General features: G+C 59.7%; 28 protein-coding genes and 1 tRNA gene. 6 read left to right on the top strand and 23 right to left on the bottom strand.

The annotated features are described in order from the left end of the window. Nucleotide 1 precedes the first annotated feature (1 nt). Nucleotides 2-913: a copper homeostasis membrane protein CopD gene (gene copD / locus DTP52_RS13560; protein WP_109753815.1), complete on the top strand. Its 912-nt coding sequence runs from the start codon at nt 2-4 to the stop codon at nt 911-913. 103 nt (nt 914-1,016) lie between these two features. Further along, a complete protein-coding gene (locus DTP52_RS13555; protein WP_109753814.1) occupies nt 1,017-2,204 on the top strand; it encodes a cyanate transporter in 1,188 nt (395 codons plus the stop codon). A gap of 5 nt (nt 2,205-2,209) precedes the next feature. Here DTP52_RS13555 and DTP52_RS13550 read toward each other — a convergent pair whose 3' ends face one another. From DTP52_RS13550 to DTP52_RS13460, 19 genes are all read right to left on the bottom strand, one after another. Beyond that, on the bottom strand, nt 2,210-2,893 hold the full coding sequence (locus DTP52_RS13550) for a hypothetical protein (protein WP_109753813.1): 684 nt from the start codon (nt 2,891-2,893) through the stop codon (nt 2,210-2,212). Between the two features lie 242 nt (nt 2,894-3,135). Next, nucleotides 3,136-3,211 (bottom strand) — tRNA-Lys (locus tag DTP52_RS13545). A gap of 63 nt (nt 3,212-3,274) precedes the next feature. Then, nucleotides 3,275-3,949 (bottom strand): 7-cyano-7-deazaguanine synthase QueC, encoded by a 675-nt coding sequence (gene queC, locus DTP52_RS13540; RefSeq protein ID WP_162893921.1) that lies wholly within the window; start codon nt 3,947-3,949, stop codon nt 3,275-3,277. Between the two features lie 16 nt (nt 3,950-3,965). Beyond that, nucleotides 3,966-4,613 carry a 7-carboxy-7-deazaguanine synthase QueE gene (gene queE / locus DTP52_RS13535; RefSeq protein ID WP_109753811.1) on the bottom strand — a complete coding sequence of 216 codons (648 nt, stop codon included), beginning with the start codon at nt 4,611-4,613 and terminating at the stop codon, nt 3,966-3,968. A 167-nt stretch (nt 4,614-4,780) separates the two neighbouring features. Further along, nucleotides 4,781-5,620 (bottom strand): tol-pal system protein YbgF, encoded by an 840-nt coding sequence (ybgF, locus tag DTP52_RS13530; protein WP_109753810.1) that lies wholly within the window; start codon nt 5,618-5,620, stop codon nt 4,781-4,783. Nucleotides 5,621-5,626: 6 nt separating this feature from the next. Continuing rightward, nucleotides 5,627-6,124: a peptidoglycan-associated lipoprotein Pal gene (pal, locus tag DTP52_RS13525; protein WP_003178634.1), complete on the bottom strand. Its 498-nt coding sequence runs from the start codon at nt 6,122-6,124 to the stop codon at nt 5,627-5,629. A 52-nt stretch (nt 6,125-6,176) separates the two neighbouring features. Beyond that, nucleotides 6,177-7,478, bottom strand: a complete 1,302-nt coding sequence (tolB, locus tag DTP52_RS13520; protein ID WP_109753809.1) for a Tol-Pal system beta propeller repeat protein TolB — start codon at nt 7,476-7,478, stop codon at nt 6,177-6,179. Next, nucleotides 7,475-8,554 carry a cell envelope integrity protein TolA gene (tolA, locus tag DTP52_RS13515; RefSeq protein WP_109753808.1) on the bottom strand — a complete coding sequence of 360 codons (1,080 nt, stop codon included), beginning with the start codon at nt 8,552-8,554 and terminating at the stop codon, nt 7,475-7,477. The genes tolB and tolA overlap by 4 nt, the downstream gene beginning before the upstream one ends. Next, entirely contained in the window at nt 8,554-9,006 is a 453-nt protein-coding gene (gene tolR / locus DTP52_RS13510) for a protein TolR (protein WP_161798348.1), read from the bottom strand. Before tolR ends, tolA begins: the two co-directional genes overlap by 1 nt. Before the next feature lie 23 nt (nt 9,007-9,029). Continuing rightward, on the bottom strand, nt 9,030-9,725 hold the full coding sequence (tolQ, locus tag DTP52_RS13505) for a protein TolQ (RefSeq protein ID WP_014339916.1): 696 nt from the start codon (nt 9,723-9,725) through the stop codon (nt 9,030-9,032). Continuing rightward, nucleotides 9,715-10,182: a tol-pal system-associated acyl-CoA thioesterase gene (gene ybgC, locus DTP52_RS13500; protein ID WP_003205037.1), complete on the bottom strand. Its 468-nt coding sequence runs from the start codon at nt 10,180-10,182 to the stop codon at nt 9,715-9,717. The genes tolQ and ybgC overlap by 11 nt, the downstream gene beginning before the upstream one ends. Nucleotides 10,183-10,309: 127 nt before the next feature. Further along, on the bottom strand, nt 10,310-11,371 hold the full coding sequence (gene ruvB / locus DTP52_RS13495; RefSeq protein ID WP_109753807.1) for a Holliday junction branch migration DNA helicase RuvB: 1,062 nt from the start codon (nt 11,369-11,371) through the stop codon (nt 10,310-10,312). Next, the gene (ruvA, locus tag DTP52_RS13490) at nt 11,372-11,980 is read right to left on the bottom strand and encodes a Holliday junction branch migration protein RuvA (RefSeq protein ID WP_053124616.1); all 609 of its coding nucleotides are present in this window, start codon (nt 11,978-11,980) and stop codon (nt 11,372-11,374) included. 114 nt (nt 11,981-12,094) lie between these two features. After that, complete coding sequence (gene ruvC / locus DTP52_RS13485; RefSeq protein ID WP_109753806.1) at nt 12,095-12,619, bottom strand: crossover junction endodeoxyribonuclease RuvC; 525 nt, start codon at nt 12,617-12,619, stop codon at nt 12,095-12,097. A gap of 169 nt (nt 12,620-12,788) precedes the next feature. Continuing rightward, nucleotides 12,789-13,535 (bottom strand): YebC/PmpR family DNA-binding transcriptional regulator, encoded by a 747-nt coding sequence (locus DTP52_RS13480; RefSeq protein ID WP_018614256.1) that lies wholly within the window; start codon nt 13,533-13,535, stop codon nt 12,789-12,791. 122 nt (nt 13,536-13,657) lie between these two features. Beyond that, entirely contained in the window at nt 13,658-15,433 is a 1,776-nt protein-coding gene (gene aspS / locus DTP52_RS13475) for an aspartate--tRNA ligase (RefSeq protein WP_109753805.1), read from the bottom strand. A gap of 75 nt (nt 15,434-15,508) precedes the next feature. Then, nucleotides 15,509-15,730: an FmdB family zinc ribbon protein gene (locus tag DTP52_RS13470; protein WP_003178589.1), complete on the bottom strand. Its 222-nt coding sequence runs from the start codon at nt 15,728-15,730 to the stop codon at nt 15,509-15,511. A 147-nt stretch (nt 15,731-15,877) separates the two neighbouring features. After that, complete coding sequence (locus tag DTP52_RS13465) at nt 15,878-16,222, bottom strand: ribbon-helix-helix domain-containing protein (RefSeq protein ID WP_109753804.1); 345 nt, start codon at nt 16,220-16,222, stop codon at nt 15,878-15,880. Between the two features lie 208 nt (nt 16,223-16,430). Beyond that, the gene (locus DTP52_RS13460; RefSeq protein WP_003205047.1) at nt 16,431-16,901 is read right to left on the bottom strand and encodes a Dps family protein; all 471 of its coding nucleotides are present in this window, start codon (nt 16,899-16,901) and stop codon (nt 16,431-16,433) included. 393 nt (nt 16,902-17,294) lie between these two features. Here DTP52_RS13460 and DTP52_RS31490 point away from each other — a divergent pair, with 393 nt between their 5' ends. Further along, nucleotides 17,295-17,900 (top strand): cold-shock protein, encoded by a 606-nt coding sequence (locus DTP52_RS31490; RefSeq protein WP_003205048.1) that lies wholly within the window; start codon nt 17,295-17,297, stop codon nt 17,898-17,900. Between the two features lie 69 nt (nt 17,901-17,969). Here the strand turns inward: DTP52_RS31490 and DTP52_RS13450 are convergent, their stop codons facing one another. Both DTP52_RS13450 and DTP52_RS13445 read right to left on the bottom strand, forming a co-directional pair. Then, nucleotides 17,970-18,176 (bottom strand): SlyX family protein, encoded by a 207-nt coding sequence (locus DTP52_RS13450; protein WP_030140808.1) that lies wholly within the window; start codon nt 18,174-18,176, stop codon nt 17,970-17,972. A 3-nt stretch (nt 18,177-18,179) separates the two neighbouring features. Then, complete coding sequence (locus DTP52_RS13445) at nt 18,180-18,605, bottom strand: HIT domain-containing protein (RefSeq protein ID WP_109753803.1); 426 nt, start codon at nt 18,603-18,605, stop codon at nt 18,180-18,182. An 884-nt stretch (nt 18,606-19,489) separates the two neighbouring features. On the opposite strand from DTP52_RS13445, the gene DTP52_RS13440 reads away from it, so the two are divergent. Further along, a complete protein-coding gene (locus DTP52_RS13440; protein ID WP_109753802.1) occupies nt 19,490-20,833 on the top strand; it encodes an OprD family porin in 1,344 nt (447 codons plus the stop codon). Nucleotides 20,834-20,951: 118 nt separating this feature from the next. Here the strand turns inward: DTP52_RS13440 and DTP52_RS13435 are convergent, their stop codons facing one another. Both DTP52_RS13435 and DTP52_RS13430 read right to left on the bottom strand, forming a co-directional pair. Further along, the gene (locus tag DTP52_RS13435; RefSeq protein ID WP_109753801.1) at nt 20,952-21,794 is read right to left on the bottom strand and encodes a mechanosensitive ion channel family protein; all 843 of its coding nucleotides are present in this window, start codon (nt 21,792-21,794) and stop codon (nt 20,952-20,954) included. 202 nt (nt 21,795-21,996) lie between these two features. Continuing rightward, nucleotides 21,997-22,482, bottom strand: coding sequence for a YajQ family cyclic di-GMP-binding protein (locus DTP52_RS13430; RefSeq protein ID WP_060740892.1), 486 nt, complete (start codon nt 22,480-22,482; stop codon nt 21,997-21,999). A gap of 142 nt (nt 22,483-22,624) precedes the next feature. Here DTP52_RS13430 and DTP52_RS13425 point away from each other — a divergent pair, with 142 nt between their 5' ends. Next, the gene (locus DTP52_RS13425) at nt 22,625-23,542 is read left to right on the top strand and encodes a putative 2-dehydropantoate 2-reductase (protein ID WP_109753800.1); all 918 of its coding nucleotides are present in this window, start codon (nt 22,625-22,627) and stop codon (nt 23,540-23,542) included. A 46-nt stretch (nt 23,543-23,588) separates the two neighbouring features. Further along, nucleotides 23,589-25,625, top strand: coding sequence for a HAMP domain-containing sensor histidine kinase (locus tag DTP52_RS13420; RefSeq protein WP_109753799.1), 2,037 nt, complete (start codon nt 23,589-23,591; stop codon nt 25,623-25,625).

Here is a 25,625-nt window from a genome sequence, read left to right as displayed (position 1 = left end):
GATGAGCGATTCGATCAACATTGTGCTGCGCTTTGCCCTGTACCTGGATTTGATGTTGCTGTTCGGCCTGGCCGCGTTCGGTCTTTATAGCCTGCGAGGCCAGGAGCGGGTGTCGGGTGCGCAGTTGCCTTTCGCGCCGCTGCTGGCGACCACGGCGGTGCTGGGTGGGTTGCTCTCCCTCGCCGCCATGGTGTGCATGACCTGGGCCATGAGCGGCGTTTCGGACTGGATCGAGCTGTGGCCGCACATTGAAATGATGGTATGGGAAACCGACGTCGGCTTGAGTTGGACCCTGCGCATGGCGGCGCTGCTGCTGGCCGGTTTCGCCGTGATGCTCAATAAACGCTGGCCGACCGCCAGCCTGGGCCTGGTCCTGCTGGGCGGAGCCGTGGCTTTGGCGACGCTGGCCTGGGCAGGGCACGGTGCGATGGACGAAGGCGCACGCCGCAGTTGGCACTTCATCACCGACTTCCTGCACCTATGGGCGGCGGGTGGCTGGGTCGGCGCCTTGGCCGCGTTCGCCCTGCTGCTTCGCCAGTCCGAGCCTCGCTTGGCGGTACTGGCCCGGACATTGACCGGGTTTGAAACCGCCGGGGCGGTGATCGTGGTGGTCATCAGCGTGACAGGGGTGATCAATTACCTGTTCATCGTCGGCCCAAGTATCACGGGGCTACTCGACAGCACCTATGGTCAGTTGCTGGCGCTCAAACTCACCTTGTTCGCGGTCATGCTGGTGTTCGCCGCGCTGAACCGTTTTCACCTGAGCCCACTCCTGGAGAACGCCCGACAGACCGGTGAGCACCGGGTCGCGGTGAATGCCCTGCGGCGCAGCATGGTCCTGGAGTTCTCTGTGGCAGTGGTCATTCTCGGCTTGGTGGCGTGGTTGGGGACGCTGAGCCCGGAGATGGAATAACCGAGGGCGGTATTTAATTTTTCAATACCACCAGCCAGTTTTCAGTTTGCCCGCCGCAAGACGCCCAGGCCTAAATGGGGCCTTGTCCAACCAAGGCCCTGTCATGGAAAACGTTCGAACCTCAAGCACCCACGCCGCCTGGCTGCTGGTCAGCATCGTGTTGGTGGCGCTGAACCTACGGCCCTCGATGGCGGCGGTCGGACCGCTGCTGTCCGCCATTCGCGGCGAGGTCCCCCTGAATTTCAGCACCGCCTCGCTGTTGACCATGTTGCCCGTCATGTCGATGGGCCTGGCAATGTTCCTGGGCATGCGCATCGCCCTGCGCATCGGTGAACACCGCACCATCGTGCTGTCGCTGTTGATCATTGGGCTCGCCACGGTGTCGCGCTTGTATCTGGACAGCGCCGCCGGACTGATTGCCAGTGCGATCGTGGCCGGGCTCGGGATCGCCTTGATCCAGGCCGTGATGCCGGCACTGATCAAGTCGCGCTTCGCCGACAACGTCTCGCTGCTCATGGGCTTGTACGTCACGTCCATCATGGGCGGTGCGGCGATTGCCGCTTCGTTTTCACCTTTTGTCCTGGCACAGACCGGTAGCTGGCGCCTCGGCCTGGCGATCTGGGCATTGCTGGCGCTGATCGCCCTCGGCAGCTGGTACGGCCAACGCTCGAGCATCACCTCCTTGCCCGAAGCAGCGTCCCGGCAGCACGAAACGTTTTCCAGCAACGCGCGGGCCTGGCTGCTGGCGATTTTCTTTGGCCTGGGCACCGCCTCCTACACTTGCGTGCTGGCCTGGCTGGCGCCGTACTACGTGGAAAAGGGCTGGAGCGAACAGCACGCGGGCCTGCTGCTGGGATTGCTTACGGCCATGGAAGTGTTGTCCGGCCTGGTCGTTCCGGCGATAGCCAACCGCAGCCGGGATAAACGCCTGCTCCTGGGCGTCCTGCTGGCCCTGATCATCGGCGGCTTCTGCGGCCTGATCCTCAGCCCGGAACGCTTCAGCCTGCTCTGGCCCTGCCTGCTGGGACTGGGTATCGGCGGCCTGTTCCCCATGAGCCTGATCGTGTCCCTCGACCACCTGGACAACCCACGCCGGGCCGGCGGTCTTACGGCGTTCGTGCAGGGTGTGGGCTATCTCATCGCCGGGCTCTCGCCTTTGATTGCCGGAATGATCCGCGATCAATTGGGCAGTTTCGAGTGGGCCTGGTGGTCGCTCACGGCGATCATGGCGTTGATGATGGTGATGGTATTGCGGTTTGACCCAAAGGGTTATGGGCGACACATCCGCTAACGCTGCTACTTTGTCCCGGTAAAAAAACGACCGCTGAGCTCTCTCAAGGCCCGGGCTTTCTCCTCGATATCGTTCGACAAGCGCAGTTGCAAGGGATCTTCGTCAACAACGGAAGTGGCCGCCGTGTAGGACAGCAGGTAACTGGAAAGGCCACTCTTCCAGGCGAGGATGCCGATCGCCTTGGTCAGCTCGTTCAGGTTCAGCGGCAGCGCATCCTCAATGGTGAACAAACCGATACCGTAATTGGGGTCGAACAACACCAGCTTGTCCCCGCCTCGGATGATGTAGCCGATATGATTGGTCAGCCATTTGGAATTTTTCAGGTAGGACGCATAACCCAGCACTGGAAACCATCCCGATAAGCTCAGGAGAACTTTGCAACCACGCGCTTCATATTCGGGTTTATGCAGGTCACCGCAGACGTCGCGGGTTTTCTGATATCGGCCCAGGACGGCCTGCAGCGTTTCGGCCGTGTTGAGACTGGAATTGATCTTCAGCAACGCCGCCTTGGCTCTTACAAAAGCGACATGTTCGACCCAATGCCCAAAATCGGGTTGGCCTTCCACGTCATAGGCACCCACGGCAGCGCCGACCATGGCGGTTACCCCGGCGCACCATCCGCCCTTGATATCAGCCTTGATATCCTTGACCTGATCGAAGGGAGCAAACTGGGTAATTCGCAGCTTCATGTCGAATCCTCCTTGATCGAACCTCGCGCACTTTATGAACGAGATGCGCGCTGCGCTTGAACAGGGAGCGGGCTTCAACAGTCTAGGAGCTGAGGCTATTTTTTCCAGGTTAATGGCGTAGCCCAAGGACTGCCATGACCCCGGCCAGATTCGGGATTCGTCCGGCCACTTTCACGCAGGCAAAAAAAAATCCGGAAATCCTCACTTTCGTGGGCCTTCCAGACTTTTAAAACTGCAAAAAATGGTGGGTCGTGTGGGATTCGAACCTACGACCAATTGGTTAAAAGCCAACTGCTCTACCAACTGAGCTAACGACCCGCTGTGTGGTGGCGCGTATAATACTGATTTCTAAGGACTATTCAACACTTAATTTGAAATAAATCAAAAATAACGAGTTGGATCGCTCACACCCGCGGCCGCGAAGCCTTCCGCACGCAGGCGGCAGCTGTCGCACTTGCCGCAAGCACGGCCCTGATCGTCGGCCTGATAGCAGGAAACAGTGAGCCCGTAGTCCACGCCAAGCTTCACACCGGCCTTGACGATGTCGGCCTTGCTGAGATTCTGCAGCGGCGCCTGGATGCGAAAGCCCTGCCCCTCTACGCCGGCCTTGGTCGCCAGGTTGGCCATGCGCTCGAAGGCTTCGACGAACTCCGGACGGCAATCCGGGTAACCGGAATAATCCACGGCATTGACGCCAATGAAAATGTCGCGGGCACCCAGCACTTCGGCCCAGCCCAATGCCAATGACAGGAACACAGTGTTGCGTGCCGGCACATACGTCACCGGGATACCTTCGCCAGGCGCCTCGGGCACGTCGATGGAACTGTCGGTCAAGGCCGAGCCGCCGATGCCATTGAGGTTCAGGCCGATCACTTTGTGCTCCACCACACCCTGGTCCCGGGCAACTCGTTCGGCGGCGTGCAGTTCAGCTCGGTGGCGCTGGCCATAGTCGAAACTCATGGTGTAGCAGCGGTAACCCTCGGCACGGGCCATGGCCACGACAGTGGCCGAATCCAGGCCACCGGACAGCAGGATGACCGCACGTTTTTCCGCAATGTTCGAATCAGTCATATCAGCGCCCCGGCTCGTCGTTCCAAAGATATTTATGCAGCTGCAATTGCAGGCGCACCGGCAGGTTATCCGCCACCACCCAGTCCGCCAGCTCCCGGGCGCTCAAATCGTGATGGCTCGGCGACAACAACACTTCGCCGGCCCGCTGGTCGAGTCCGTACTGGATCAGCTTGGACACGGCCCAGTCATAATCTTCCCGCGAACAGATCACGAACTTGACCTGATCGTTGGGTGTCAGCAGTTCGATATTCTCGTAACGGTTGCGGTGCGCTTCCTTGGAGCCTGGAGTCTTCAGGTCCACGACGCGACTGACGCGCGGGTCGACGGCCGAGATATCCAGGGCGCCGCTGGTCTCCAGCGAAACCTCGTAACCGGCATCACACAGCTGCTTGAGCAAAGGGATGGCGTTGGGTTGCGCCAATGGCTCACCGCCCGTGACGCAGACATAACGCGGACGATAACTGGCCACTTGTTCCAGGATATCGTCGAGGGTTCGCAAGGTGCCGCCGCTGAAAGCGTAGGCGCTGTCACAGTATTGGCAGCGCAACGGGCAACCGGTGAGGCGCACAAATACCGTGGGCAGCCCAGCCGTGCGCGTTTCACCCTGCAACGAGTAAAAAACTTCGGTGATTCTCAATGTGTCTTGCATAGTCGCCACGGGCGTAACAGCTAAACAGGCTGTCCGCCTCCGTCAGGCACTTCAAGGAACCCCGCCAACGCGCAGATCCCAAAAAGCGTGTTTCATAAAAAGGGCGTGAATTCTAACGAAAAAACCCGCGACAGGCGCGGGTTTCTTCAAAAACAGGTCAAGCTGGCTTACATGCGTTGCAGATCACGCTGGGCCAACTGGGCAGCCGACGTACCCGGATATTGAGCCACCACCTGCTGCAGAATGCCTTTCACCTTGTCGGTATGACCAAGGCGGCGCTCTACGTCAGCCAGCTTGTACAGCGAATCCGGCACCTTGGCGTGCTTGGGATACAACTGCGAAACCTTGGCGAACGCCTGGCCAGCGCCTTGCAGGTCGCCCTTGGCCAGGTTCACTTCGCCCAGCCAGTATTGGGCATTGCCCGCGTACTGGCTGTTTGGGTATTTGCGCAGGAAAGCGGCAAAGGCCTGGCTGGCCTTGTCGAAATCCTTGGCCTTGATCAGGTCGAAGGCAGCGTCGTAATAGAGCTTTTCCTTCGCCGGATCAGCGGGCTCGCCACCGGCGGCAGGTGCTGCTGGAGCAGCAGCCCCCGCGCCAGCGCCAGCGGCTGCACCGGGGGCGTTCAAGTCGCCACCGGCAGGAGAATTCTCGGGAGTCGCGGCAGGTGCAACGCCGGATCCTATGCGCCGATCAAGATCCTGGTATCGCTCCAGGTTTTCCTGCTTCATGCGCGAAATATCATTTTGCAGTTCTTCGATCACACCCTGTTGGCGCGATATCTGATCCTGCATTTGCTGCAGTTGGTTGAACAGCTGGCCCTGTGCCGAGACAGGGGCCGAAACCCCTCCCCCGGCATAGGCGCCGTTCGTACCGTAACCTGCAGGCGGATAACTGCTCCCGCTATTGTTATAGCCGGCATCGTTATCGACCACAGGAACCGCAGCCCACGCCGCAAGCGGCGCGAGGCTGAGAGCCAGAACAGTTACAGCACGACGGCACGTTCGCATGACGAATTACTTACGCAGTTCGACGCGACGGTTTTGAGCCCAGGACTGCTCGTCGTTGCCGGTAGCAACTGGACGCTCTTCGCCGTAGGAAACCAGTTCCAGCTGAGCTGGGGAAACACCTTGCAGTACCAGGTAGCGTTGAACGGCTTTCGCACGACGCTCGCCCAGTGCCATGTTGTACTCACGAGTACCACGTTCGTCGGTGTTGCCTTCCAGAACAACGCGAGCGCCGTTTGCTTTCAGGTCCTTGGCGTGAACGTCCAGAGCGCGCATGGCTTCTGGCTTCAGGTCCGAGCTGTCGTATTCGAAGTAGAAGGTGGTGATTGCGCGCAGAGCAGCTTCTTCGCTCAGGGAGCCGTCAACTGCACCAGTGTTAGCGCCGTAACCAGCGTTTGGATCAACAGCGCCTTCACCGGCATTGTCGCCGCCTTTGGACGAGCAACCTACAGCTACAGCCATGGCCAGAGCCAGCGCAGCAAATTTACCAAACTTCAGCATTTCCATCGTGAAACTCCTAATGAACCCCAGTGTGTTAAGTAAAACGTATAGCGCCGCGTCAGTTCAGGTAAGGGGACCAGGACGGTTCTCTGACTTCGCCTTGAGCGGTAGGAAGCGGGAGCCTCACGCGTCCATTAATGGACACGAGCATCAAGACTCCCCGGCCCTGCTGGCGGGTGGCGTAGATTACCATGGTGCCGTTGGGCGCAACAGTAGGTGACTCGTCCAGAGTGCTATCAGTGAGGATTTTTACACTTCCGCGCTGCAAATCCTGGGCCGCCACCTTGAAATTAGTGAAACCGTCCTGGCGATGGATCATCACCAGAGTCTTTTCGTCCGCCGACAGTTTAGGGTTGGCGTTGTAGTTACCCACGAACGTCACGCGTTCGGCACCGCCACCACCAGCACTGGTCTTGTAGATCTGCGGCTTGCCGCCACGGTCGGAGGTAAAGTAGATGGTCGAGCCATCCTTGCCCCAGAACGGTTCGGTGTTGATGCCTGGGCCATTGGTGACGCGGGAGATCGAACGCGAAGCCAGATTCATCACGTAGACGTCCGGGTTACCGTCCTTGGACAGCACGAACGCCAGGCGCGAGCCGTCCGGCGACCAGGCTGGCGCGCCGTTCAGGCCTTCGAAGTTGGTGATCTGCTCGCGGCGACCGGTGTCGATGTGCTGCATGAAGATACGTGGACGCTTCTGCTCGAACGAGACATAGGCGATGCGCTTGCCATCTGGAGCGAAACGCGGCGACAGGATCGGCTCGCGCGATTGAAGCAGGGTCACCGCACGGGCGCCGTCATAGTCGGAGCGCTGCAGGGTGTAGCGGGTGTTGTTCTCGGAGAAGCGCTCGGCCGTCACGTAGAGCATGCGGGTAGAGAATGCGCCCTTGATGCCGGTGAGTTTCTCGAACGACTGGTCGGAGATGTAGTGCGCCATGTCGCGCAACTGATCGACGCTGCCCGACACGCTGCCGGTCAGCACTTGCTGCTCGGTGGCGACGTTGAACAGGGCGTACTGCACCTGCAGGCGACCGCCGGCCGGAACGATGCTGCCGACCATGATGTACTGGGCGCCCAGGGCCTTCCAGTCACGGTAGATGACTTCGCTGGCCTGGGTCGGCAGGCTGATCATGTTCTGTTTGGGGATCGGCGCGTAGTAACCCGAGTTGCGCAGGTCGTTGCCGATGATCTCCGCCATGTCGTCCGGCAGGACGCTACCGCCCTGCCAGCCGAACGGTACGACGGCGATCGGGGTCGCCCGGTCGCTGCCGCTGGTGACCAGGATGTTCTTTTCCTCTGCTACCGCTATCCCTGCCAGGCAGCAGATAACGACAAGCATTCCTCGAAGAAGGTTTCTCACAAGGCTAGATCCTCAGGTGTGAATGTCATCTTGAATGAACGATAGGGAGCGAAGTCGCTCGGTTTCATTCCTTGCATTTCCGTCAATCGCCCAATGTTCTTGACCGCTGCGACCGCCGAAGCGTCGAACGGACCGTCACCACTGGACTTGGCGACGCTGACCGAGGTAACCGTACCGTCGGGCAACATGCCGATTTGCAATACTACCGTCATGCCTTTGCGCGCCGAAGGTGGACGAGCCCAGCCTTCTGCCGCTCGTGCGCGAATCAAATCATCGAAACTGCCGGCGACTTCATCGCCCTGCTCGTCAGCCAATGCCTGCTGGCGCTCTGGCGTGTCGGAAAGCAAATCTGCCAAGGCCTGGGCCTTTTTGTCTTCGGCGGATTTACGCGCTGCGTCCTGGGCCTTTTTCTTGGCGGCGTCGGCGGCGGCTTTCTTCTTCGCGTCTTCGGCGACTTTCTTTTTCGCCTCTTCGGCTTCAGCTTTCTTCTTGGCGTCTTCGGCCGCTTTTTTCTTCGCGTCCTCGACGATCTTTTTCTTCGCTTCTTCAGCGGCCGCTTTCTTGGCCTCTTCTTCAGCGGCTTTCTTGGCTTCTTCTTCGGCTTTCTTCTTGGCTATATCAGCCAATTGTTTCTCTTCTGCCTTTTTCGCCTCGGCGGCTTTCTTGGCGTCATCGGCTTTCTTGGCTTCGTCAGCCTTTTTCGCCTCTTCCGCTTTCTTCGCCTCATCGGCCTTCTTGGCTTCCTCGGCCTTTTGAGCCGCTTCCTCTTTCTTTTGTTCCGCTGCCTTTATCGCTTCCTGCTCGACCTTCTTCTGTTCCATCTGCTCGACTTCAGTCTGGCGCGCGGCGGACTTCTTCGCCTCACCCGCAAGCTTCTGGTTCGTCTGGGTCGTAGCCTGGCTTTTCGATTTGAGCTGGTACAACGTCGCCTGCACGATCGGCTTGGCCGGCGGCAGCTCCGGAGTCATGGCAAAACTGACGAACAGCATGCCGAACACCAGCACATGCAGGCCGATTGCCAGGACACTGGGCCAGAAGTAGCTTTCCGAGGCGGACGGCTCTCGCTGTTGCTGCATCAGGGCGCCTCAGTGATCAAGCCAACGTTACCGACCCCGGCTTTCTGCAAACCGCCCATGGCGCCCATCACCGCACCGTAGTCGACGGTCTTGTCGCCGCGAATGAAAACCTGGGTGCGCTTGCCGGCATCGTTGCCGACACGAATGATCTTGGTCACCGCATCAGTCATCTGCGGCAAGGTCATGGCGCGGTCCTGCTGCTTCTCGGTATCGACTTCGCTGCCAAGGTTCCAGTAGTAGGTCTTGTCAGCCTTGATCGAAATGGTCAGTACCTGGGTGTTGTTGTCCTGCGGCAAGGCTTCGCTGGAAACCTTGGGCAGATCGACCTTCACGCCCTGATTGAGCATCGGCGCGGTCACCATGAAGATGACCAGCAGCACCAACATCACGTCGATGTAGGGCACCACGTTCATCTCGGCAACCGGCTTGCGCTTTTTTCGGGCTCGAGCGATTAAAGCCATTGGGAAATACCTGCTTATTCTTCGCTGGTGTGCACTTTGCGGTGCAGGATCGCCTGGAATTCATCGGCGAAGGTGTAGTAACGGCCGGTCAGCATTTCGCTGCGGGCAGCGAAGCGGTTGTAGGCGATAACGGCCGGGATGGCCGCGAACAGGCCGATGGCGGTGGCGATCAGTGCCTCGGCGATGCCCGGGGCCACGGTGGCCAGGGTCGCTTGCTGGGCGGAGGCCAGGCCACGGAAGGAGTTCATGATCCCCCACACGGTACCGAACAGACCGATGTACGGGCTGACCGAACCGACGGTGGCGAGGAACGACAGGCCCTGCTCGAGCTTTTCTTCTTCGCGGGAAATGGCCACGCGCATGGCACGGGCCACGCCTTCCATCACCGCTTCAGGATCGACGCCCGGCTGCTGGCGCAGGCGGGAGAACTCCTTGAAGCCGGCACGAAAGATCTGCTCCACACCCGAATCCGGGTCCGGGTTGCTACCGGCCTGGCGATAGAGCTTGGACAGGTCGATACCGGACCAGAAGCGCTCTTCGAAGCTCTCCAGGGCACGGCGACCGGCGCGCAGCATGTTGCTGCGCTGAAAGATCATGATCCATGAGGTCACCGATGCGGCTACCAGGGTCAGCATTACCAGTTGCACCACGACGCTGGCATTGCTGACCAGGCTCCACATGGAGGAATGGTCGACGACGTTAGCTTCCACGCTTTATCTCCTGCTCTGAGTGTGTACCCGCGCCGCTCACGCCGGCAAAGGCCGCACGTAGAGCTTCGGGAATGGCCCGGGGTTTCAAACTATGGGTGCGCACACAGGCCACCAAAAACTGCCCTTCACAGAGCAGCACGTTATCCGTAGCCCGCCTGACCTGCTGCTTGAAGCGCAGGCTGACACGGTTCAATTCGATGACATCGGCACTTACCACCAGTTCGTCGTCCAGTCGCGCCGGCGCGTGGTAGCGCGCTTCGCTGGAATGCACGACGAATAACAGGTCCTCCCCTGCCAGCGCGGATTGGGCGAAACCCAGTTCCCGCAGCCGTTCGGTTCGAGCCCGTTCCATAAACTTGAGGTAATTGACGTAGTAGACGATGCCGCCAGCATCGGTGTCCTCGTAATAAACGCGACAGCGATGTGCGAACGACTCCAGCCCGTTTTGCGCGCGCATACTCTAGTGCTTACTCCTCAGGTTGCCAATCGGCCAGGCAACTGTTTTTTCATTCTCGAACGCATTGACGCTCCAGGCGTCGTCTGGGACAGCACGAACCGGAAAAAAGTCGGCGTACAGAGCTCGTTCAATCGTCCACGGCATCGAGGAATTCGTCTACCACCGGCATCTCACCCATTCGTGTCGGGATGTTTAAGCCAAAATGCAGATAAGCATGACGGGTCACCACGCGCCCACGAGGGGTACGCATGATGTAGCCCTGCTGGATCAGGTACGGCTCCAGCACATCTTCAATGGTGTGGCGCTCTTCGCTGATGGCCGCCGCCAGGCTGTCCACGCCCACCGGGCCACCGTCGAACTTCTCGATCATGGTCAGCAGCAGGCGCCGGTCCTGGTGATCGAAGCCACGCTCGTCGATGTCCAGCAGGTTCAGCGCCAGGTCGGCAATCGGCTTGGTGATGTGGCCCTTGGCCCGGACTTCGGCAAAATCCCGGACCCGACGCAGCAGCCGGTTGGCGATCCGCGGCGTTCCCCGGGCACGCCGGGCGATTTCATAGGCACCGTCCGGGTCCAGCGGCAGCCCGAGGATACCCGCCGAGCGGCTGACAATCGTCGCCAGGTCGGCGTTGCTGTAGAACTCCAGGCGCTGGACGATACCGAAACGGTCGCGCAGCGGATTGGTCAGCATGCCGGCACGGGTGGTGGCGCCCACCAGGGTGAAAGGCGGCAGGTCGAGCTTGATGGAGCGCGCGGCCGGCCCCTCGCCAATCATGATGTCGAGCTGGAAATCTTCCATTGCCGGGTACAGCACTTCCTCGACGATGGGCGACAGCCGATGGATTTCGTCGATGAACAGCACGTCATGGGGTTCGAGATTGGTCAGCAGCGCCGCCAGGTCACCCGGCCGTTCAAGGACCGGCCCGGACGTGCTCTTGATCGACACCCCCATTTCCTGGGCAATGATGTTGGCCAGGGTGGTCTTGCCCAGGCCCGGCGGGCCGAAGATCAAGGTGTGATCCAGGGACTCGCTGCGCCCCCGGGCCGCCTGGATGAACAGCTCCATCTGTTCGCGCACAGTCGGTTGACCGATGTAGTCGGCCAGGCTGACAGGACGAATCGCGCGGTCCTGGATTTCCTCGCGGTCACGGGGGGCGCCCGTGGCGGCGATCAGACGGTCAGCTTCAATCACTTAAATCATTCCCTTCAGGGCACGACGAATCATGTCTTCCGTACTCAGGCCTTTTTCCTTGATGGCGGAAATCGCCTTGCTGGCTTCCTGCGGCTTGTAGCCCAGGGAGATCAGTGCGGTGACCGCATCGTTTTCGGCGCTGACCGCAGGCACAGGCGCGTCCGGCTGGTTCGGCACCAGGGCGAACATCGCCGGCACGGCTTCCCAGGCCTTGAAACGGTCCTTGAGTTCGACCAGCAGGCGCTCGGCGGTTTTCTTGCCCACACCCGGCACCTTGGTCAGGGCCGAGGTGTCCTGGGACTGCACGCACCGCACCAGCTCGTCGACTTCCAGGCTCGACATCAAGGCCAGGGCCAATTTCGGGCCGACGCCGTTGAGACGGATCAGTTCGCGGAAGAAATCCCGCTCGCGCTTGCCGACGAAGCCATAGAGTAACTGCGCATCCTCGCGCACGACCAAATGGGTGTGCAGGGTCAGTGGCTCGCCGACCGACGGTAAGCGATACAGCGTGGTCATGGGCACTTCAAGCTCATAGCCCAGGCCGTTTACATCCAGAATCAGGTGCGGCGGCTGTTTTTCAGCCAGGGTGCCGCGCAAGCGTCCAATCACGTTTCAGATCCTTGGGTGTTGGCCAGCCCGCAGGCTGGCGAATATCAACACGAGCATAAAGGCCGACGACACAGGCGCAACTTACTCGGGTTCATGAATGAAGCGCTGATGCTATCAGAGACGCAGGCGCCCGCCACGACTGCGTGCGGCTCCCAGGCCGTGAGGCAACAGACTGGAACGGGTATGGGCATGGCAAATGGCGATGGCCAGGGCATCGGAGGCATCGATCTGCGGCTTGCTGACCAGCTTCAACAGGTGCATCACCATCATCTGCACCTGCTCCTTGTTCGCCGCCCCTGTGCCAACAACCGCCTGCTTGACCTGGGTCGCGGTGTATTCGGCGATCTCCAGGGCCTCCTCGGCACCGGCCACGATTGCCGCGCCACGGGCCTGTCCCAGCTTCAAGGCCGAGTCGGCGTTGCGCGCCATGAAGACCTTTTCGATGCCCATGGTGACTGGGCCGTAGGTCTGGATGACTTCACGCACGCCGCGATAAACAATCTGCAAGCGCTCGTGCAGCTCACCCGCACCGGTGCGGATGCAGCCAGACGCCACATACACGCAGCCGCGCCCGGTGTCGCGAACCACGCCGTAGCCGGTGATGCGCGAACCGGGGTCGATGCCAAGGATTAAAGTCATAGCGCCTGCGGTTTGAAGAGGGAGTTACCTGGACATGTGGGAGCGGGCTTGCTCGCGAAGAGGGCGTCACATCCGACATGAATATCGACTGATGCACCGCATTCGCGAGCAAGCCCGCTCCCACCCTGGCAATCATGCATTTGGATAGAACCCGTTGCACACAACAATATCAGCCAAGCTGTTCAGCCACCGACTCCGGAATATCGGCGTTGGAATAAACGTTCTGCACATCGTCAAGGTCTTCAAGCATATCGATCAGCTTGAGCACCTTCTCGGCACCTTCCAGGTCCAGCTCGGCGCTGGTGGTCGGTTGCATGACGATTTCCGCATCGGCCGGCTTGAACCCAGCCGCTTCCAGGGCATTACGCACGGCGTAGAAGCTGGCGAACGAAGTGAACACGTCGAACGAACCGTCTTCATGGCTGACCACATCATCGGCGTCGGCCTCCAGGGCCGCCTCCGTCAGGGCATCTTCGTCGAGGCCCGGCGCGAAGCTGATCTGCCCCTTGCGCTCGAACAGATAGGCCACCGAGCCATCGGTACCCAGGTTGCCGCCGCATTTGCTGAAGGCGTGACGCACGGCGGCAGCGGTACGGTTGCGGTTGTCGGTCATGCATTCGACCATCACCGCCACGCCGCCCGGACCATAACCTTCGTAGGTCAGCTCTTCAACGTTGTCGGCCTCGGTCGCACCGGCGCCACGGGCGATCGCACGGTCGATGATATCGCGGCTCATGTTCGCACCCAGCGCCTTGTCCAGGGCCAGGCGCAAGCGCGGGTTGGAACCCGGATCGCCGCCACCCTGGCGGGCCGCGACCGTCAGCTCACGGATCCACTTGGTGAAGATCTTGCCTCTCTTGGCATCCTGACGTTCTTTGCGGTGCTTGATATTCGCCCACTTGGAATGACCTGCCATAACTCGCTCCGGTTTCTCTTTGGAACATTGCCCGCCCCTGCGCGTACGCAGTGGCCGACAATCAGAAATATCGACCCCAATGAAAAGGCGCATCCGAAGATGCGCCCTCTCAGGTGCCAGCCTTACTCAGCCTTTGGCTGTTCGCGCAGACGGATGTGCAACTCGCGCAGCGCCTTGGCATCCACTACACCCGGCGCCTGGGTCATGACATCGGCCGCGCTCTGGGTTTTCGGGAATGCGATCACTTCACGGATCGACTGGGCGCCGGTCATCAGCATCACCAGGCGGTCCAGGCCGAAGGCCAGGCCACCGTGGGGCGGCGCACCGTACTTCAGCGCATCGAGCAGGAAGCCGAACTTCTCTTCCTGCTCGGCTTCGCTGATGCCCAGCAGGCGGAACACTGCCTGTTGCATTTCCTTGCGATGGATGCGGATCGAACCGCCACCCAACTCAGTGCCGTTCAGGACCATGTCGTAGGCGCGCGACAGAGCGGTAGCCGGGTTGGCCTCCAACTCTTGCGGCGAGCACTTCGGCGCGGTGAACGGGTGGTGCAGCGCGGAGAAGCTGCCGTCGTCGTTTTCTTCGAACATCGGGAAGTCAACGACCCACATCGGCGCCCACTCGCAGGTCAGCAGCTTCAGGTCGTGACCCAGCTTGATACGCAGCGCGCCCAGGGCTTCGCTGACGATCTTGGCCTTGTCGGCACCGAAGAACACGATGTCACCGTCAACCGCACCCACACGATCGAGGATCACATTGAGGTTGGCTTCAGGGATGTTCTTCACGATTGGCGATTGCAGGCCATCCACACCGGCGGCGCGCTCGTTGACCTTGATGTACGCCAGGCCCTTGGCACCGTAGATGCCGACGAACTTGGTGTAGTCGTCGATCTGCTTGCGCGGCATGCTGGCGCCGCCTGGAACACGCAGGGCCGCGATACGGCATTTCGGGTCGTTGGCCGGGCCGCTGAACACCTTGAACTCGACGTCCTTGAGCTGATCGGCCACGTCCACCAGTTCCAGCGGGTTACGCAGGTCCGGCTTGTCGGAACCGTAGCGGCGCATGGCCTCTTCGAAGGTCATGTGCGGGAACTCGCCGAATTCCAGGCCCAGCACTTCCTTGAACAGGTTGCGGATCATGCCTTCGGTCAGGCCCATGATGTCTTTTTCGTCGAGGAAGCTGGTCTCGATGTCGATCTGAGTGAACTCAGGCTGACGGTCGGCACGCAGGTCCTCGTCGCGGAAGCACTTGGCGATCTGGTAGTAGCGATCGAACCCGGCCACCATCAGCAGTTGCTTGAACAGCTGTGGCGATTGCGGCAAGGCAAAGAAGCTGCCGGGGTGGGTACGGCTCGGCACCAGGTAGTCGCGGGCGCCTTCCGGCGTGGCGCGGGTCAGGATCGGCGTCTCGACGTCGAGGAAGCCGTTCTCGTCCAGGTAACGGCGGATGCTGGTGGTCATGCGCGAACGCAGACGCAGCTTCTCGGCCATTTCCGGACGACGCAGGTCGATGAAGCGGTAGCGCAGGCGGGTTTCTTCGCCCACGTCGGAGTATTCGTTGAGTGGGAACGGCGGGGTTTCCGCTTCGTTGAGCACTTCCAGCTCGTAGCCCAGCACTTCGATCATGCCAGACGCCATGTTGGCGTTGCTGGCGCCGGCCGGGCGCAGGCGCACCTTGCCGGTGATCTTGACCACGTATTCGCTGCGCACGCGGTCGGCGACGGCGAAGGTTTCAGCGCGATCCGGATCGAACACCACCTGGGCCAGGCCTTCACGATCACGGATATCGAGGAAAATCACCCCGCCATGGTCACGGCGACGATGGACCCATCCGCAAAGAGTAACTTCCTGACCTTCCAGGCTTTCGTTCAGTTGGCCGCAATAATGGCTGCGCATCATGGTAGTGGTTTCACTTCTCGTAATTCGAAATTCGGTTGGAGGCCCTGCCCGTGCAAGAACTCGCGCGTGTTCAACTCAATCAGCTTTGTCGCCACCGGCCAGGTTTTTCTTGGCGCCGGTCTTGAAGTCGGTTTCGTACCAGCCCGTGCCACCGAGGCGGAAACCAGGCATGGACAGCATCTTTTTCAGTTCCGGCGCCTGGCAGGCAGGGCAGTCGACCAGCGGTGCCGCGCTGATCTTTTGAATGGCTTCCATCTGATGACCACAGGAAGCACATTGATAGTCGTACATCGGCATGGGGTTGTCTCGGCGATCAGGTTACTCGCGCAAAGGCTGGGCTTTGCGGCAAAGAGCGGGATTATATCCATTAAATGCGGCCTGTGCAGCCGTAAGCGCACAGGCCGTTTGCGGTCCGGCCCAGCCATCAACCGGGCAGGTACCCCGTCAATGATTGCCCGCGACCTCCAACGCGGTGTCCTTCAAACTGTGCACCACGCAAACCACACGCACCAGCGCGCTGAAATTGCGCACGCCGCCATGGCGCAGGTGCACCTCCCTGTCCACATGGGACAGCAACGCACTGATGGAACAGCTGTTGAGCTGGGCCATGTCGCCGAGGATATCCCAATAGACCTGCTCCAGCCGCAGACAGGTGGCGAACCCGTTCAGACGAATGGATCGGGCCAGGGGACGGGCCAACTGCATATCGAATCCCCTGACGAATGGATCGACGCTGATGGACTGAAATCGTCCATGCACCCCCTCCCCCGGTTCTTTTCCTTGAATCATACCGTTGACACTCCTTTGCCATACGAGCCTTTCAGTTGGGACAACCATCTGTGGCTCTATGGAAGCTCAACGGCATGGCCAGTTCCAGACGACTTTATGACCATGGACGTAGGACAAGCCAACAGCAGGCAGGCGACGAATTACGCCGTCCTACACGCCACGGGCAGGGAATACTGCCCACACCGCGTCATCACCTGCCTGGGGTTTATTAGCCCTCCAGCAGCGCGCGCAACATCCACGCGGTCTTTTCGTGAACCTGCATGCGCTGGGTCAGCAGGTCGGCGGTGGGCTCATCACTGACCTTGTCCAATAAAGGAAAGATGCCGCGGGCCGTACGCGTCACCGCTTCCTGGCCCTCGACCAGTTGCCGGATCATGTCTTCGGCGCCAGGCACGCCTTCCTCTTCCTTGATGGAAGACAAGCGCGCGTACACCGAGTAGGCACCCGGGGCCGGAAAGCCCAGGGCGCGGATTCGCTCGGCGATCAGGTCCACCGCCAGGGCCAGCTCGTTGTATTGCTCCTCGAACATCAGGTGCAGCGTCCGAAACATCGGCCCCGTGACGTTCCAGTGGAAATTGTGGGTCTTGAGATACAGCACATAGGTGTCCGACAGCAGGCGCGAAAGCCCGTCGACGATGGATTTGCGGTCTTCTTCACTGATACCGATATCAATTGCCATGTTGGTTGATCTCCTGACGGTGATGAATTCGACAACGCCCCAAACTCTAGTGGTTTTGGCCGCCTACGGCCTGCGACAGATCGCCAGCCCTCCTGAACCGACAAGCAGGGACAGCGGGCGGTTCCGCCCCCCCGGGGAATTCAACGCCGTTTGCCTGACACCTTCAAGCACCTGCAGTCTTTCCTGGCCGACGAACAGCGCGGTACGCGCCCGTAACGAGTTTGAGAAGGCCGGGGCTTTGCTGTTAAATAGGCAGTGTGTCGCTACGCTTATTTTCCCGGGCGTAGCGCATAGGCTGATTCGGGTACGTGTCCAACGCCTCTCATTGTTTCGAAGCGAACCGCCCCCGACCAGCTCTTCCTTGTGATCTGTCTTAACCGTGAGCCAATCAAAATGTTGAAAATCGTCCACTTGCTAATGGGCGCAGCTGCCCTGCTGCTGTCCTTCATCCCTAGCCTGGGTTCCGAAGCCACACCTTACCTGCAACACCCCGACGCACTGTACCTGGCCTTCTTCGGCCTGCTCAACCTGACCCTCGCACCGGTTATCCCTTACTGGAACAAAGGTCCACGTCATCAACTGCAAAACCTGGTCAGCGCCCTGCTGGTGCTGGCCGTTGCCCTGCAAACCCTGGCCCTGCTGGCGCCTATGCCGGAAATCGGCGGTCAACCGGCCATTCTGTTCAGCCTGGGCGCAGCACTGCTCGCCGTGGCACTGCACCTGGCCGTCAGCTTCTACAAGAAGTCCTCGCCGGCCGCCGCAGCGCAGAACTACGACATGTCCAACCGCGATACCGGTACGGTGAAGTGGTTCAACACCTCCAAAGGGTTCGGCTTCATCTCCCGCGACTCCGGCGATGACATTTTCGTGCATTTCCGGGCCATTCGTGGCGAAGGCCATCGCGTCCTGGTGGAAGGCCAGCGCGTGGAGTTCTCCGTCATGAACCGTGACAAGGGCCTGCAGGCCGAAGATGTGATCGCCGCGCTGCCGCGCCGCTGATCCAAGCGTAAAAAAACCGCGATGCAGCCTGGCTGCTCGCGGTTTTTTATTGCCTGCCAATCGGCCAGGTCAGTAATGAGGGGGCGGCGCCTCTTCTTCGAAAGACTCGAACTGCCCGGCCATTTCTTCCTGACGCTTGAGCAACGCCGCCATTTGCAGCTGCAAACGCTCGACAATTCGCTGTTGCTCCACCAGCACGTCATTCAACGCCTGGATGGTGTCATCCTGAAAGGCCAGGCGGCTTTCCAGATCGGTTACTCGTTCTTCGAGGTTCATGGTTCAGCCCTCCAGAAACTTGAAATCATCGGCCAGGGCCACGCGCAAGCGCTCACGAATGGCAATCACCTGCTCTTCATTATAAGGCTGGGCCGGGTGCTTGCCCCAGACCGGCGCAGGCCAGGCGGCATCATCACGCTTGCGCACGATGACATGCATATGCAATTGACTGACAACGTTACCCAAGGTTGCAACGTTCATCTTGTCGGCATCGAACGAATCCTTGAGGGTTTCGGCCAATGCCGTGGTTTCTTTCCACAACTGCAATTGATCGGCGTCATCCAATTGAAACAATTCACTGATATTTTCTCGCCGCGGTACGAGGATGAACCACGGGTAGTTGGAGTCATTGGACAAGAGCAACCGGCACAACGGGAAATCGCCGATGGGCAATGTGTCTTGTTGCAGTCGTGGATCTAAGGCAAACACCGCGCGTACTCCTCGTTATTGATTCTGCCCGGCGCAACGACCCGCAGGCCTGCATCGGACACAGGCTAACAGCATAACCCCGAACATCGGATCGATCACTGCGTAGCGTCCCGATGGCGTCCTTCGAATGATTTTTTTCAACACACTGGCATCAACCTGTGCAAGCGGGCGCACCAACACAGCGCAAGCGGTGAGACCCGATCCTGACAGGACCGTGCCAGGGCTGAGACAAAGCAGCGACTCTGTATGATTTTCGTACAGCTTGAAAATTTTTTGCACCAAAACAGCACAGTGCGTCTACGCTCAGTGCACAAAGTATCCGTGATTTACTCACTGGGTAGGGTGAACCGGTAACGTTTTGGGTTGTCTCGCGGCGTTTGTCGATGCCAAACACGAGAGCCGCACAGCAGTCAACCCTATTTAAAACAAGGCCTTTGGAGCCCGGTTTCATGAGGTTTCACCACGACAAGCGGTAAAATGTGAAAAAAATGTAAACGAAATTCGGGTTTGAGCATGCTTGTTGCATTCATCCCCATATCGCCTGAAAGGCCTCGCCGGAAGCGAGACCTTCCAGACATACAAATTAAAGTGGCAAGGCTGCCCTCAGGAGCTTCAAGCGCGGTAATGACGGACTCTTTACACCGATGCCGGAAAAGAAAAACAACATTAAAGTTGTGAATACGGTTGCGTCGGATCAGCTGAAATGCGACATGGATCGAGCCATTGGCGACATGGTCGTAAAGAAGCTGAAAGGTTACATGGGCAAGTATCGCCAATAGGGTCGGCGTGATATAAGTTTGCGCCGACACAAAAAGAAAGAGCCGCCCAGATAATAAAACAGGTGGGACGGCAGTACTCTTCTAAAACCAAAGGAGCAAATCACGATGCGCGTGATGAAGTGGAGCATGATCGCACTGGCCGTTGCAGCAGCAGCCAGTACTCAAATGGCCTCGGCCGCACCTTTCGTAAGTGACCAGGCTGAAGCCAAAGGTTTTGTTGAAGACGCCAGCGCTAAACTGTTGCTGCGCAACTACTACTTCAACCGTGACCGGAAAGACGGTGCTACTGACCAGAAAGACTGGACCCAAGGCATCTGGGGTAACTTCAACTCCGGTTACACCCAAGGTACTGTAGGCGTCGGCGTTGATGCGTTCGGCTACCTGGCACTCAAGCTGGACGGCGGCGACGGCACTGGCGGCACTGGTAACATGAGCCGCGATGCCGATGGCGACGTCAACGACAGCCAAGGCAAAGCTGGCGCAGCCATCAAGTTCCGCGTCTCTAAAACCGAGCTGAAAATCGGCGACCAACAGCCAAGCACTGCTCCAGTGTTCGCTGTAGGTGGCTCCCGCGTCTTGCCTCAAACTGCCAGCGGTTTCCAACTGCAGAGCAGCGAAGTCAAAGACCTGGACCTCGAAGCCGGTCACTTCTACTCGGGTACCAGCCAGGATCGCAACGCCCGTAATGGCGGCCTGTTCGCAACCTATGCTGGCGTAGAAGCCAACACTATCGACTACGCTGGCGGCAAATATGCCTTCAGCGACAACCTGAGCGCATCGATCTACGGCGCCCAACTGGAAGACATCTGGAACCAGTACTACGGCAACCTGAACTACACCATCCCAATGGGTGGCGATCAGTCGCTGAACCTGGACGGTAACATCTACCGCACTACTGACACCGGTAGCTCCAAGGCCGGCGACATCAGCAACACCGCGTACTCTCTGGCAGCTGCTTTCTCGTTCTTGAAGGCACACACCATCACCGTTGCCTTCCAGAAAATCAACGGCGACACTCCGTTCGACTACATCGGTGTGGGTACTAACAACCGCGGCGGCGACTCGATCTTCCTCGCCAACTCCATCCAGTACTCTGACTTCAACGGCCCAGGCGAGAAATCTGCCCAGATCCGTTACGACCTGAAAATGGCTGAGTACGGCGTTCCAGGTCTGAGCTTCATGACCCGTTACGTAAAAGGCTGGGACATCGACGGCACCAACCTGTCTGCCAACAGCGCGTATCGTGATAGCCTGGGCAACCCTCTGTACGGTTCCGATGGCAAGCACAACGAAACCAACTTCGAAGCCAAGTACGTTGTTCAGTCTGGCCCGGCCAAAGATCTTTCCTTCCGTGTTCGTCAAGCCTGGCACTACGCTAACGCTGACGAAGGTGAAGGCGACGTCAAAGAGTTCCGCCTGATCGTCGACTACCCGATTTCGGTTCTGTAATTGCCGAAAGTCAGTTTGCGGTAATCAAAAAAAGGCCCATCTTCGGATGGGCCTTTTTTATTGGATCAACTTTTTACGCAAGGCCTGACCTAAAGGTCAAACAACAACCCTTCGAACATTACGCCGAGGTCGATTCCTGAACTACCCGAATCACTCGTTGTGGAAACGGAATATCAATCCCCGCATCCTTCAAACGATCTCGCGCCTGTTCATTGAGCATGAACATTACGTTCCAGTAGTCCGCGGTCTTGACCCAAATGCGCAGCGACACCGTGATGGAACTGTCACCCAAGGTGGAAATCACCGCTTCAGGTGCCGGATCAGTCAGCACGCGCTCATCCTTGGCCAATTCCAGCAACACCTCCCGGGCCTTTTGCAAGTCGGCCTGGTAATCCACGCCTACATCGAACACGACCTTGCGGGTCGGCTGGCGATTGGTGTTGGTGATGATGCCGTTCGACAGATTGCCGTTCGGCACAATGACGGTCTTGTTGTCACCGGTACGCAATACCGTATGGAAGATCTGGATGCTGTCGACCGTACCGGCCACACCCTGGGCTTCGATCCAGTCACCGATACGGAACGGGCGGAACAGCAGGATCAGCACGCCGCCGGCGAAGTTCGCCAGGCTGCCTTGCAAGGCCAGGCCAATCGCCAGGCCGGCCGCACCAATGGCCGCGACGAACGAAGTGGTTTCCACACCGATCATCGAGGCGACACTGACGATCAGCAATATCTTCAGGATGATGTTGGCCAGGGTACTGATAAACCCTTGCAGTGCCAGGTCGGCGTTACGCAAAGCCAGCAACGCACCCAGTTTCTGCGTCACCTTGTTGATCAACCACCAGCCGATGGCCAGGGTGATGACCGCCAGCAGCACACGGCTGCCATATTCCATGATCATGGGGATCCAGGTCTGGGAAGCCTTGACCAGGTTATCCACTTCAGCGTTCAAGTCCATCTACCTCTCCTTATTCCTGTTACCGCGAAAAAGAACAATCGAAACACATTGTGGCGAGGGGATTTATCCCCGCCGGGCTGCGAAGCAGCCCTGAAACCAGACAACTCGTTGGATCAGGCAAATTGAGGTGACTGTTCTGGGGCTGCTACGCAGCCCAGCGGGGATAAATCCCCTCGCCACGCCTATACACAACAAATGTGGGTCAATCGCGGAAGTTATTGAACTGCAGTGGCATGCCGAATTCCTTGCCGCGCAGTGCCGCGATGGCTTCCTGCAAGTCATCACGCTTCTTGCCCGTAACGCGCACCTGCTCGCCCTGGATGGCGGCTTGCACCTTGAGCTTGGCATCTTTGATGTGAGCGACGATTTTCTTCGCCAGCTCCTTGTCGATGCCTTCCTTGAGTACGGCTTCCTGCTTCATCAGCTTGCCCGAGGCGTAGGCGTCCTTGACCTCAAGGCACTGCACGTCGATCTTGCGCTTGACCAGCGCCAGTTTGAGGATTTCGATCATCGCCTCCAGCTGGAACTCGGCCTCGGCGGTCAGGTTCACGGTCAGGTCCTTTTCCTTGAACTCGAAACTGCCCTTACCCTTGAGGTCATAACGACGGTCGAGTTCCTTGACGGCGTTTTCAACCGCGTTGGTGACTTCGTGTTTGTCCAGTTCGGATACCACGTCGAATGACGGCATGTAGTGTTCTCCAAATAAAAAGGCGCGCCAGTGACAACGGCGCGCGCTTGGCTTGTGGTTAAAATCGGGCTCATTATAACGGCTCTTTTCCTGCCGACACTGCGAGCCCTCAGATGCCTGCGCCAATCCGAGTAAAAAACTGATGTCCACCACCTGGCATGTCCTGGGCGCCGGCAGTCTCGGCACATTGTGGGCCACGCGCCTGGCCCGGGCCGGGTTGCCGGTACGGCTGGTGCTGCGCAATGACGCCCGCTTGCAGGCGTACCGAAGCGCCGGAGGCCTGACGCTGGTGGAACAGGGAGAGGCGCAGTGTTACCCGATACCGGGTGAAACGGCGGACAGCCCGGAGCCGATCAAACGGCTGCTGTTGGCCTGCAAGGCCTACGACGCGGAAGCGGCCGTGAGCTCGGTGGCCCATCGCCTGGGCGACGAATCGGAACTGATCCTGTTGCAGAATGGCCTCGGCAGCCAGGACGCAGTGGCCAATTGTATGCCCCAGGCCCGTTGCATCAGCGCCTCCAGCACCGAAGGCGCGTTCCGCGACGGTGACTGGCGCGTGGTATTCGCCGGCCACGGCTACACCTGGCTCGGCGACCCTGCCCATCCAGTGGCGCCGTTCTGGCTGGACGACCTGGCCGCCGCCGGCATTCCCCACGCATGGAGCGCCGACATCCTCACCCGGCTCTGGCGCAAACTGGCGCTCAACTGTGCAATCAATCCACTGACCGTGCTGCACCACTGCAAGAACGGCGGCTTGCAGGAACACCGCTGCGAAGTGGCGACCCTGTGCGCGGAGCTCACGGACCTGCTCGAACGTTGCGGCCAGCCCGCGGCGGCCGAAGACTTGCAGCCGGAAGTCGAACGGGTGATCCAGGCCACCGCCGCCAACTACTCATCGATGTACCAGGACGTCAGCAATCGGCGTCGCACCGAAATCAGCTACCTGCTCGGTTACGCCTGCAAGGTCGCCCAACGCCACGAGTTGACCGTGCCGCACCTGGAACAACTGCGCCAGCGACTGATTGTCCACTTGCACAACCTCGGATTGCCCAGCGACTGAGCAGCGGCTACGCTGGCCCTCGTGTTCCTTCTAAGCGACGAGTCTGATGCCATTGCGCCAGCGCCTTGAAAACCTCCCGGTCGGCCAGAAACTGCTGGCCGCTCTGTTGGTGTTGTTGACCACTGTCCTGTTGGTGGCCAACCTGACCTTTATCAGCGCCGCCTACTACATATCCCAGGAAAGCATGGCGCCCCAGGCCCTGCAGACCATTGGCCGGCTGGTGGCCAACCCGAGCCTGATCTCCGACGCCCTGCAATCGCCGCAAAGTGCCCAGCGCCTGCTCGATGAGCTCAACAGCTACGCACCGCTCCGGGCGGCGGCGCTGTACGACGGCCAAGGTGAACGCCTGGCCCAACTGCAACAAGGCGAAAAGCTCAAGCTGCCGGAGCATTACCGCAACATACAAGCCTGGCAGGCGAACGAATTTCGCAGCAACCAGGTCATCACCCTGCCCCGTCCCGGCACGCTGCCGGGCCATCTGTTACTGGTGGCCAGCAGCGAACTGCCAACCGCGTTCTACACCGGCACCCTGACCGCCAGCCTCGGCATCCTGATTTTCAGCGTATTGCTGTGGCTGATCATTGCCCAGCAGATCAAACGCCTGATCACCCAGCCGATTCATCAACTCGAAGAACTCTCGCGCCAGGTCACTCGCGAGGAGAACTATTCCCTGCGCGCCGCACGCGGCAATCACGATGAGATCGGCAGCCTGGCCGAGGCGTTCAACACCATGTTGTCGCGGATCGAAGCCCGCGAGCAGCAACTCAAGCGCGCGCGAGACGACTCCCAGGCCGCCTACGACCAGGCCCAGGGCCTGGCGGAAGAAACCCGCCATACCAATCGCAAGCTGGAACTGGAAGTCCAGGTGCGCAGCAAGATCGAGAAAAAACTCACGGGCTTTCAGAATTACCTCAACAGCATCATCGACTCCATGCCGTCAGCGCTGATCGCCCTCGACGAACAGCTCTACGTCACCCAATGGAACCAGGAAGCCAGCGCCCTCTCCGGCACGCGGCTGGACGAGGCCCTGAACCAGCCGATCTTCCTCGCCTTCGAGCCGCTCAAGCCATACCTGCCCCAGCTCAAGCAGACTGTCGAACAACATACGGTGGCCAAGATCGAACGCGTCACCTGGACCAAGGACGACGAAGCCCGGCATTACGCCCTGACGTTCTATCCACTGATGGGCGGCGCCGGGCGGGGCGTGGTAATCCGCATCGATGACATCACCCAACGCCTGTCGCTGGAAGAAATGATGGTGCAATCGGAGAAAATGCTCTCGGTCGGCGGCCTCGCGGCGGGCATGGCCCATGAGATCAATAACCCTCTGGGCGCCATCCTGCACAACGTGCAGAACATCCGCCGGCGCCTGTCGCCGGAATTGCCGAAGAACCTCGAACAGGCCGAGCAACTGGGGATCGAACTGCCGGTGGTCAACCGCTACCTGGAAAGCCGTGAGATCCCGCAGTTGCTCGACGGCATCCAGCAGGCCGGCGCCCGGGCCGCGAAAATCGTCACCCACATGCTCAGCTTCAGCCGCCGCAGCACACGGCAGATGGCGCCCTGTGACCTACCGGCGCTGATCGACCAGGCGGTGGAAATCGCCGGTAACGACTTCGACCTGGCGATCGGCTTCGACTTCAAGGGCCAGGCGATCATCCGTCAGTTCGATCCGAACCTGGGCCCGGTGCCCGGCACCGCCAACGAGCTGGAACAGGTGCTGCTCAACCTGCTGAAAAACGCCGCCCAGGCGATCCACCAACGCCAGGACGACAGCGAACCGGGGCGCATTATCCTGCGCACGCGGTTGAATCCGCCGTGGGCGGAAATCCAGGTCGAGGACAACGGCATCGGCATGAGCGAGAACGTGCGCAAGCGCACCTTCGAGCCATTCTTCACCACCAAGGAGATCGGCCAGGGCACGGGCCTTGGGTTGTCGGTCTCGTACTTCATCATCACCAATAACCACAAGGGCCAGATGGAAGTGCAGTCGGCGCCGGGCCAAGGCACCTGCTTCACCTTGCGCCTGCCCCTGGCGGGCACCTCGATGGTGGCGCAGGAAAACAAACAACTGGAGCGCTGA

This window comes from Pseudomonas sp. 43mfcvi1.1, from assembly GCF_900115935.1.
Lineage (GTDB): Bacteria > Pseudomonadota > Gammaproteobacteria > Pseudomonadales > Pseudomonadaceae > Aquipseudomonas > Aquipseudomonas bijieensis.
The sequence above is the reverse complement of the archived record's forward strand: the minus strand, read 5'-3'. Positions and strand labels throughout refer to the sequence as shown.

Bases quoted from the DNA above. Each gene is read 5' to 3' on its own strand.
- copD (WP_109753815.1), top strand. From the start codon at position 2: ATGAGCGATTCGATCAACATTGTGCTGCGCTTTGCCCTGTACCTGGAT.
- DTP52_RS13555 (WP_109753814.1), top strand. From the start codon at position 1,017: ATGGAAAACGTTCGAACCTCAAGCACCCACGCCGCCTGGCTGCTGGTC.
- DTP52_RS13550 (WP_109753813.1), bottom strand. From the start codon at position 2,893: ATGAAGCTGCGAATTACCCAGTTTGCTCCCTTCGATCAGGTCAAGGAT.
- queE (WP_109753811.1), bottom strand. From the start codon at position 4,613: ATGCAAGACACATTGAGAATCACCGAAGTTTTTTACTCGTTGCAGGGT.
- ybgF (WP_109753810.1), bottom strand. From the start codon at position 5,620: ATGCGAACGTGCCGTCGTGCTGTAACTGTTCTGGCTCTCAGCCTCGCG.
- pal (WP_003178634.1), bottom strand. From the start codon at position 6,124: ATGGAAATGCTGAAGTTTGGTAAATTTGCTGCGCTGGCTCTGGCCATG.
- tolA (WP_109753808.1), bottom strand. From the start codon at position 8,554: ATGCAGCAACAGCGAGAGCCGTCCGCCTCGGAAAGCTACTTCTGGCCC.
- ybgC (WP_003205037.1), bottom strand. From the start codon at position 10,182: ATGCGCGCGCAAAACGGGCTGGAGTCGTTCGCACATCGCTGTCGCGTT.
- ruvC (WP_109753806.1), bottom strand. From the start codon at position 12,619: ATGACTTTAATCCTTGGCATCGACCCCGGTTCGCGCATCACCGGCTAC.
- DTP52_RS13480 (WP_018614256.1), bottom strand. From the start codon at position 13,535: ATGGCAGGTCATTCCAAGTGGGCGAATATCAAGCACCGCAAAGAACGT.
- aspS (WP_109753805.1), bottom strand. From the start codon at position 15,433: ATGATGCGCAGCCATTATTGCGGCCAACTGAACGAAAGCCTGGAAGGT.
- DTP52_RS13470 (WP_003178589.1), bottom strand. From the start codon at position 15,730: ATGCCGATGTACGACTATCAATGTGCTTCCTGTGGTCATCAGATGGAA.
- DTP52_RS13465 (WP_109753804.1), bottom strand. From the start codon at position 16,222: ATGATTCAAGGAAAAGAACCGGGGGAGGGGGTGCATGGACGATTTCAG.
- DTP52_RS13460 (WP_003205047.1), bottom strand. From the start codon at position 16,901: ATGGCAATTGATATCGGTATCAGTGAAGAAGACCGCAAATCCATCGTC.
- DTP52_RS31490 (WP_003205048.1), top strand. From the start codon at position 17,295: ATGTTGAAAATCGTCCACTTGCTAATGGGCGCAGCTGCCCTGCTGCTG.
- DTP52_RS13450 (WP_030140808.1), bottom strand. From the start codon at position 18,176: ATGAACCTCGAAGAACGAGTAACCGATCTGGAAAGCCGCCTGGCCTTT.
- DTP52_RS13440 (WP_109753802.1), top strand. From the start codon at position 19,490: ATGCGCGTGATGAAGTGGAGCATGATCGCACTGGCCGTTGCAGCAGCA.
- DTP52_RS13435 (WP_109753801.1), bottom strand. From the start codon at position 21,794: ATGGACTTGAACGCTGAAGTGGATAACCTGGTCAAGGCTTCCCAGACC.
- DTP52_RS13430 (WP_060740892.1), bottom strand. From the start codon at position 22,482: ATGCCGTCATTCGACGTGGTATCCGAACTGGACAAACACGAAGTCACC.
- DTP52_RS13425 (WP_109753800.1), top strand. From the start codon at position 22,625: ATGTCCACCACCTGGCATGTCCTGGGCGCCGGCAGTCTCGGCACATTG.
- DTP52_RS13420 (WP_109753799.1), top strand. From the start codon at position 23,589: ATGCCATTGCGCCAGCGCCTTGAAAACCTCCCGGTCGGCCAGAAACTG.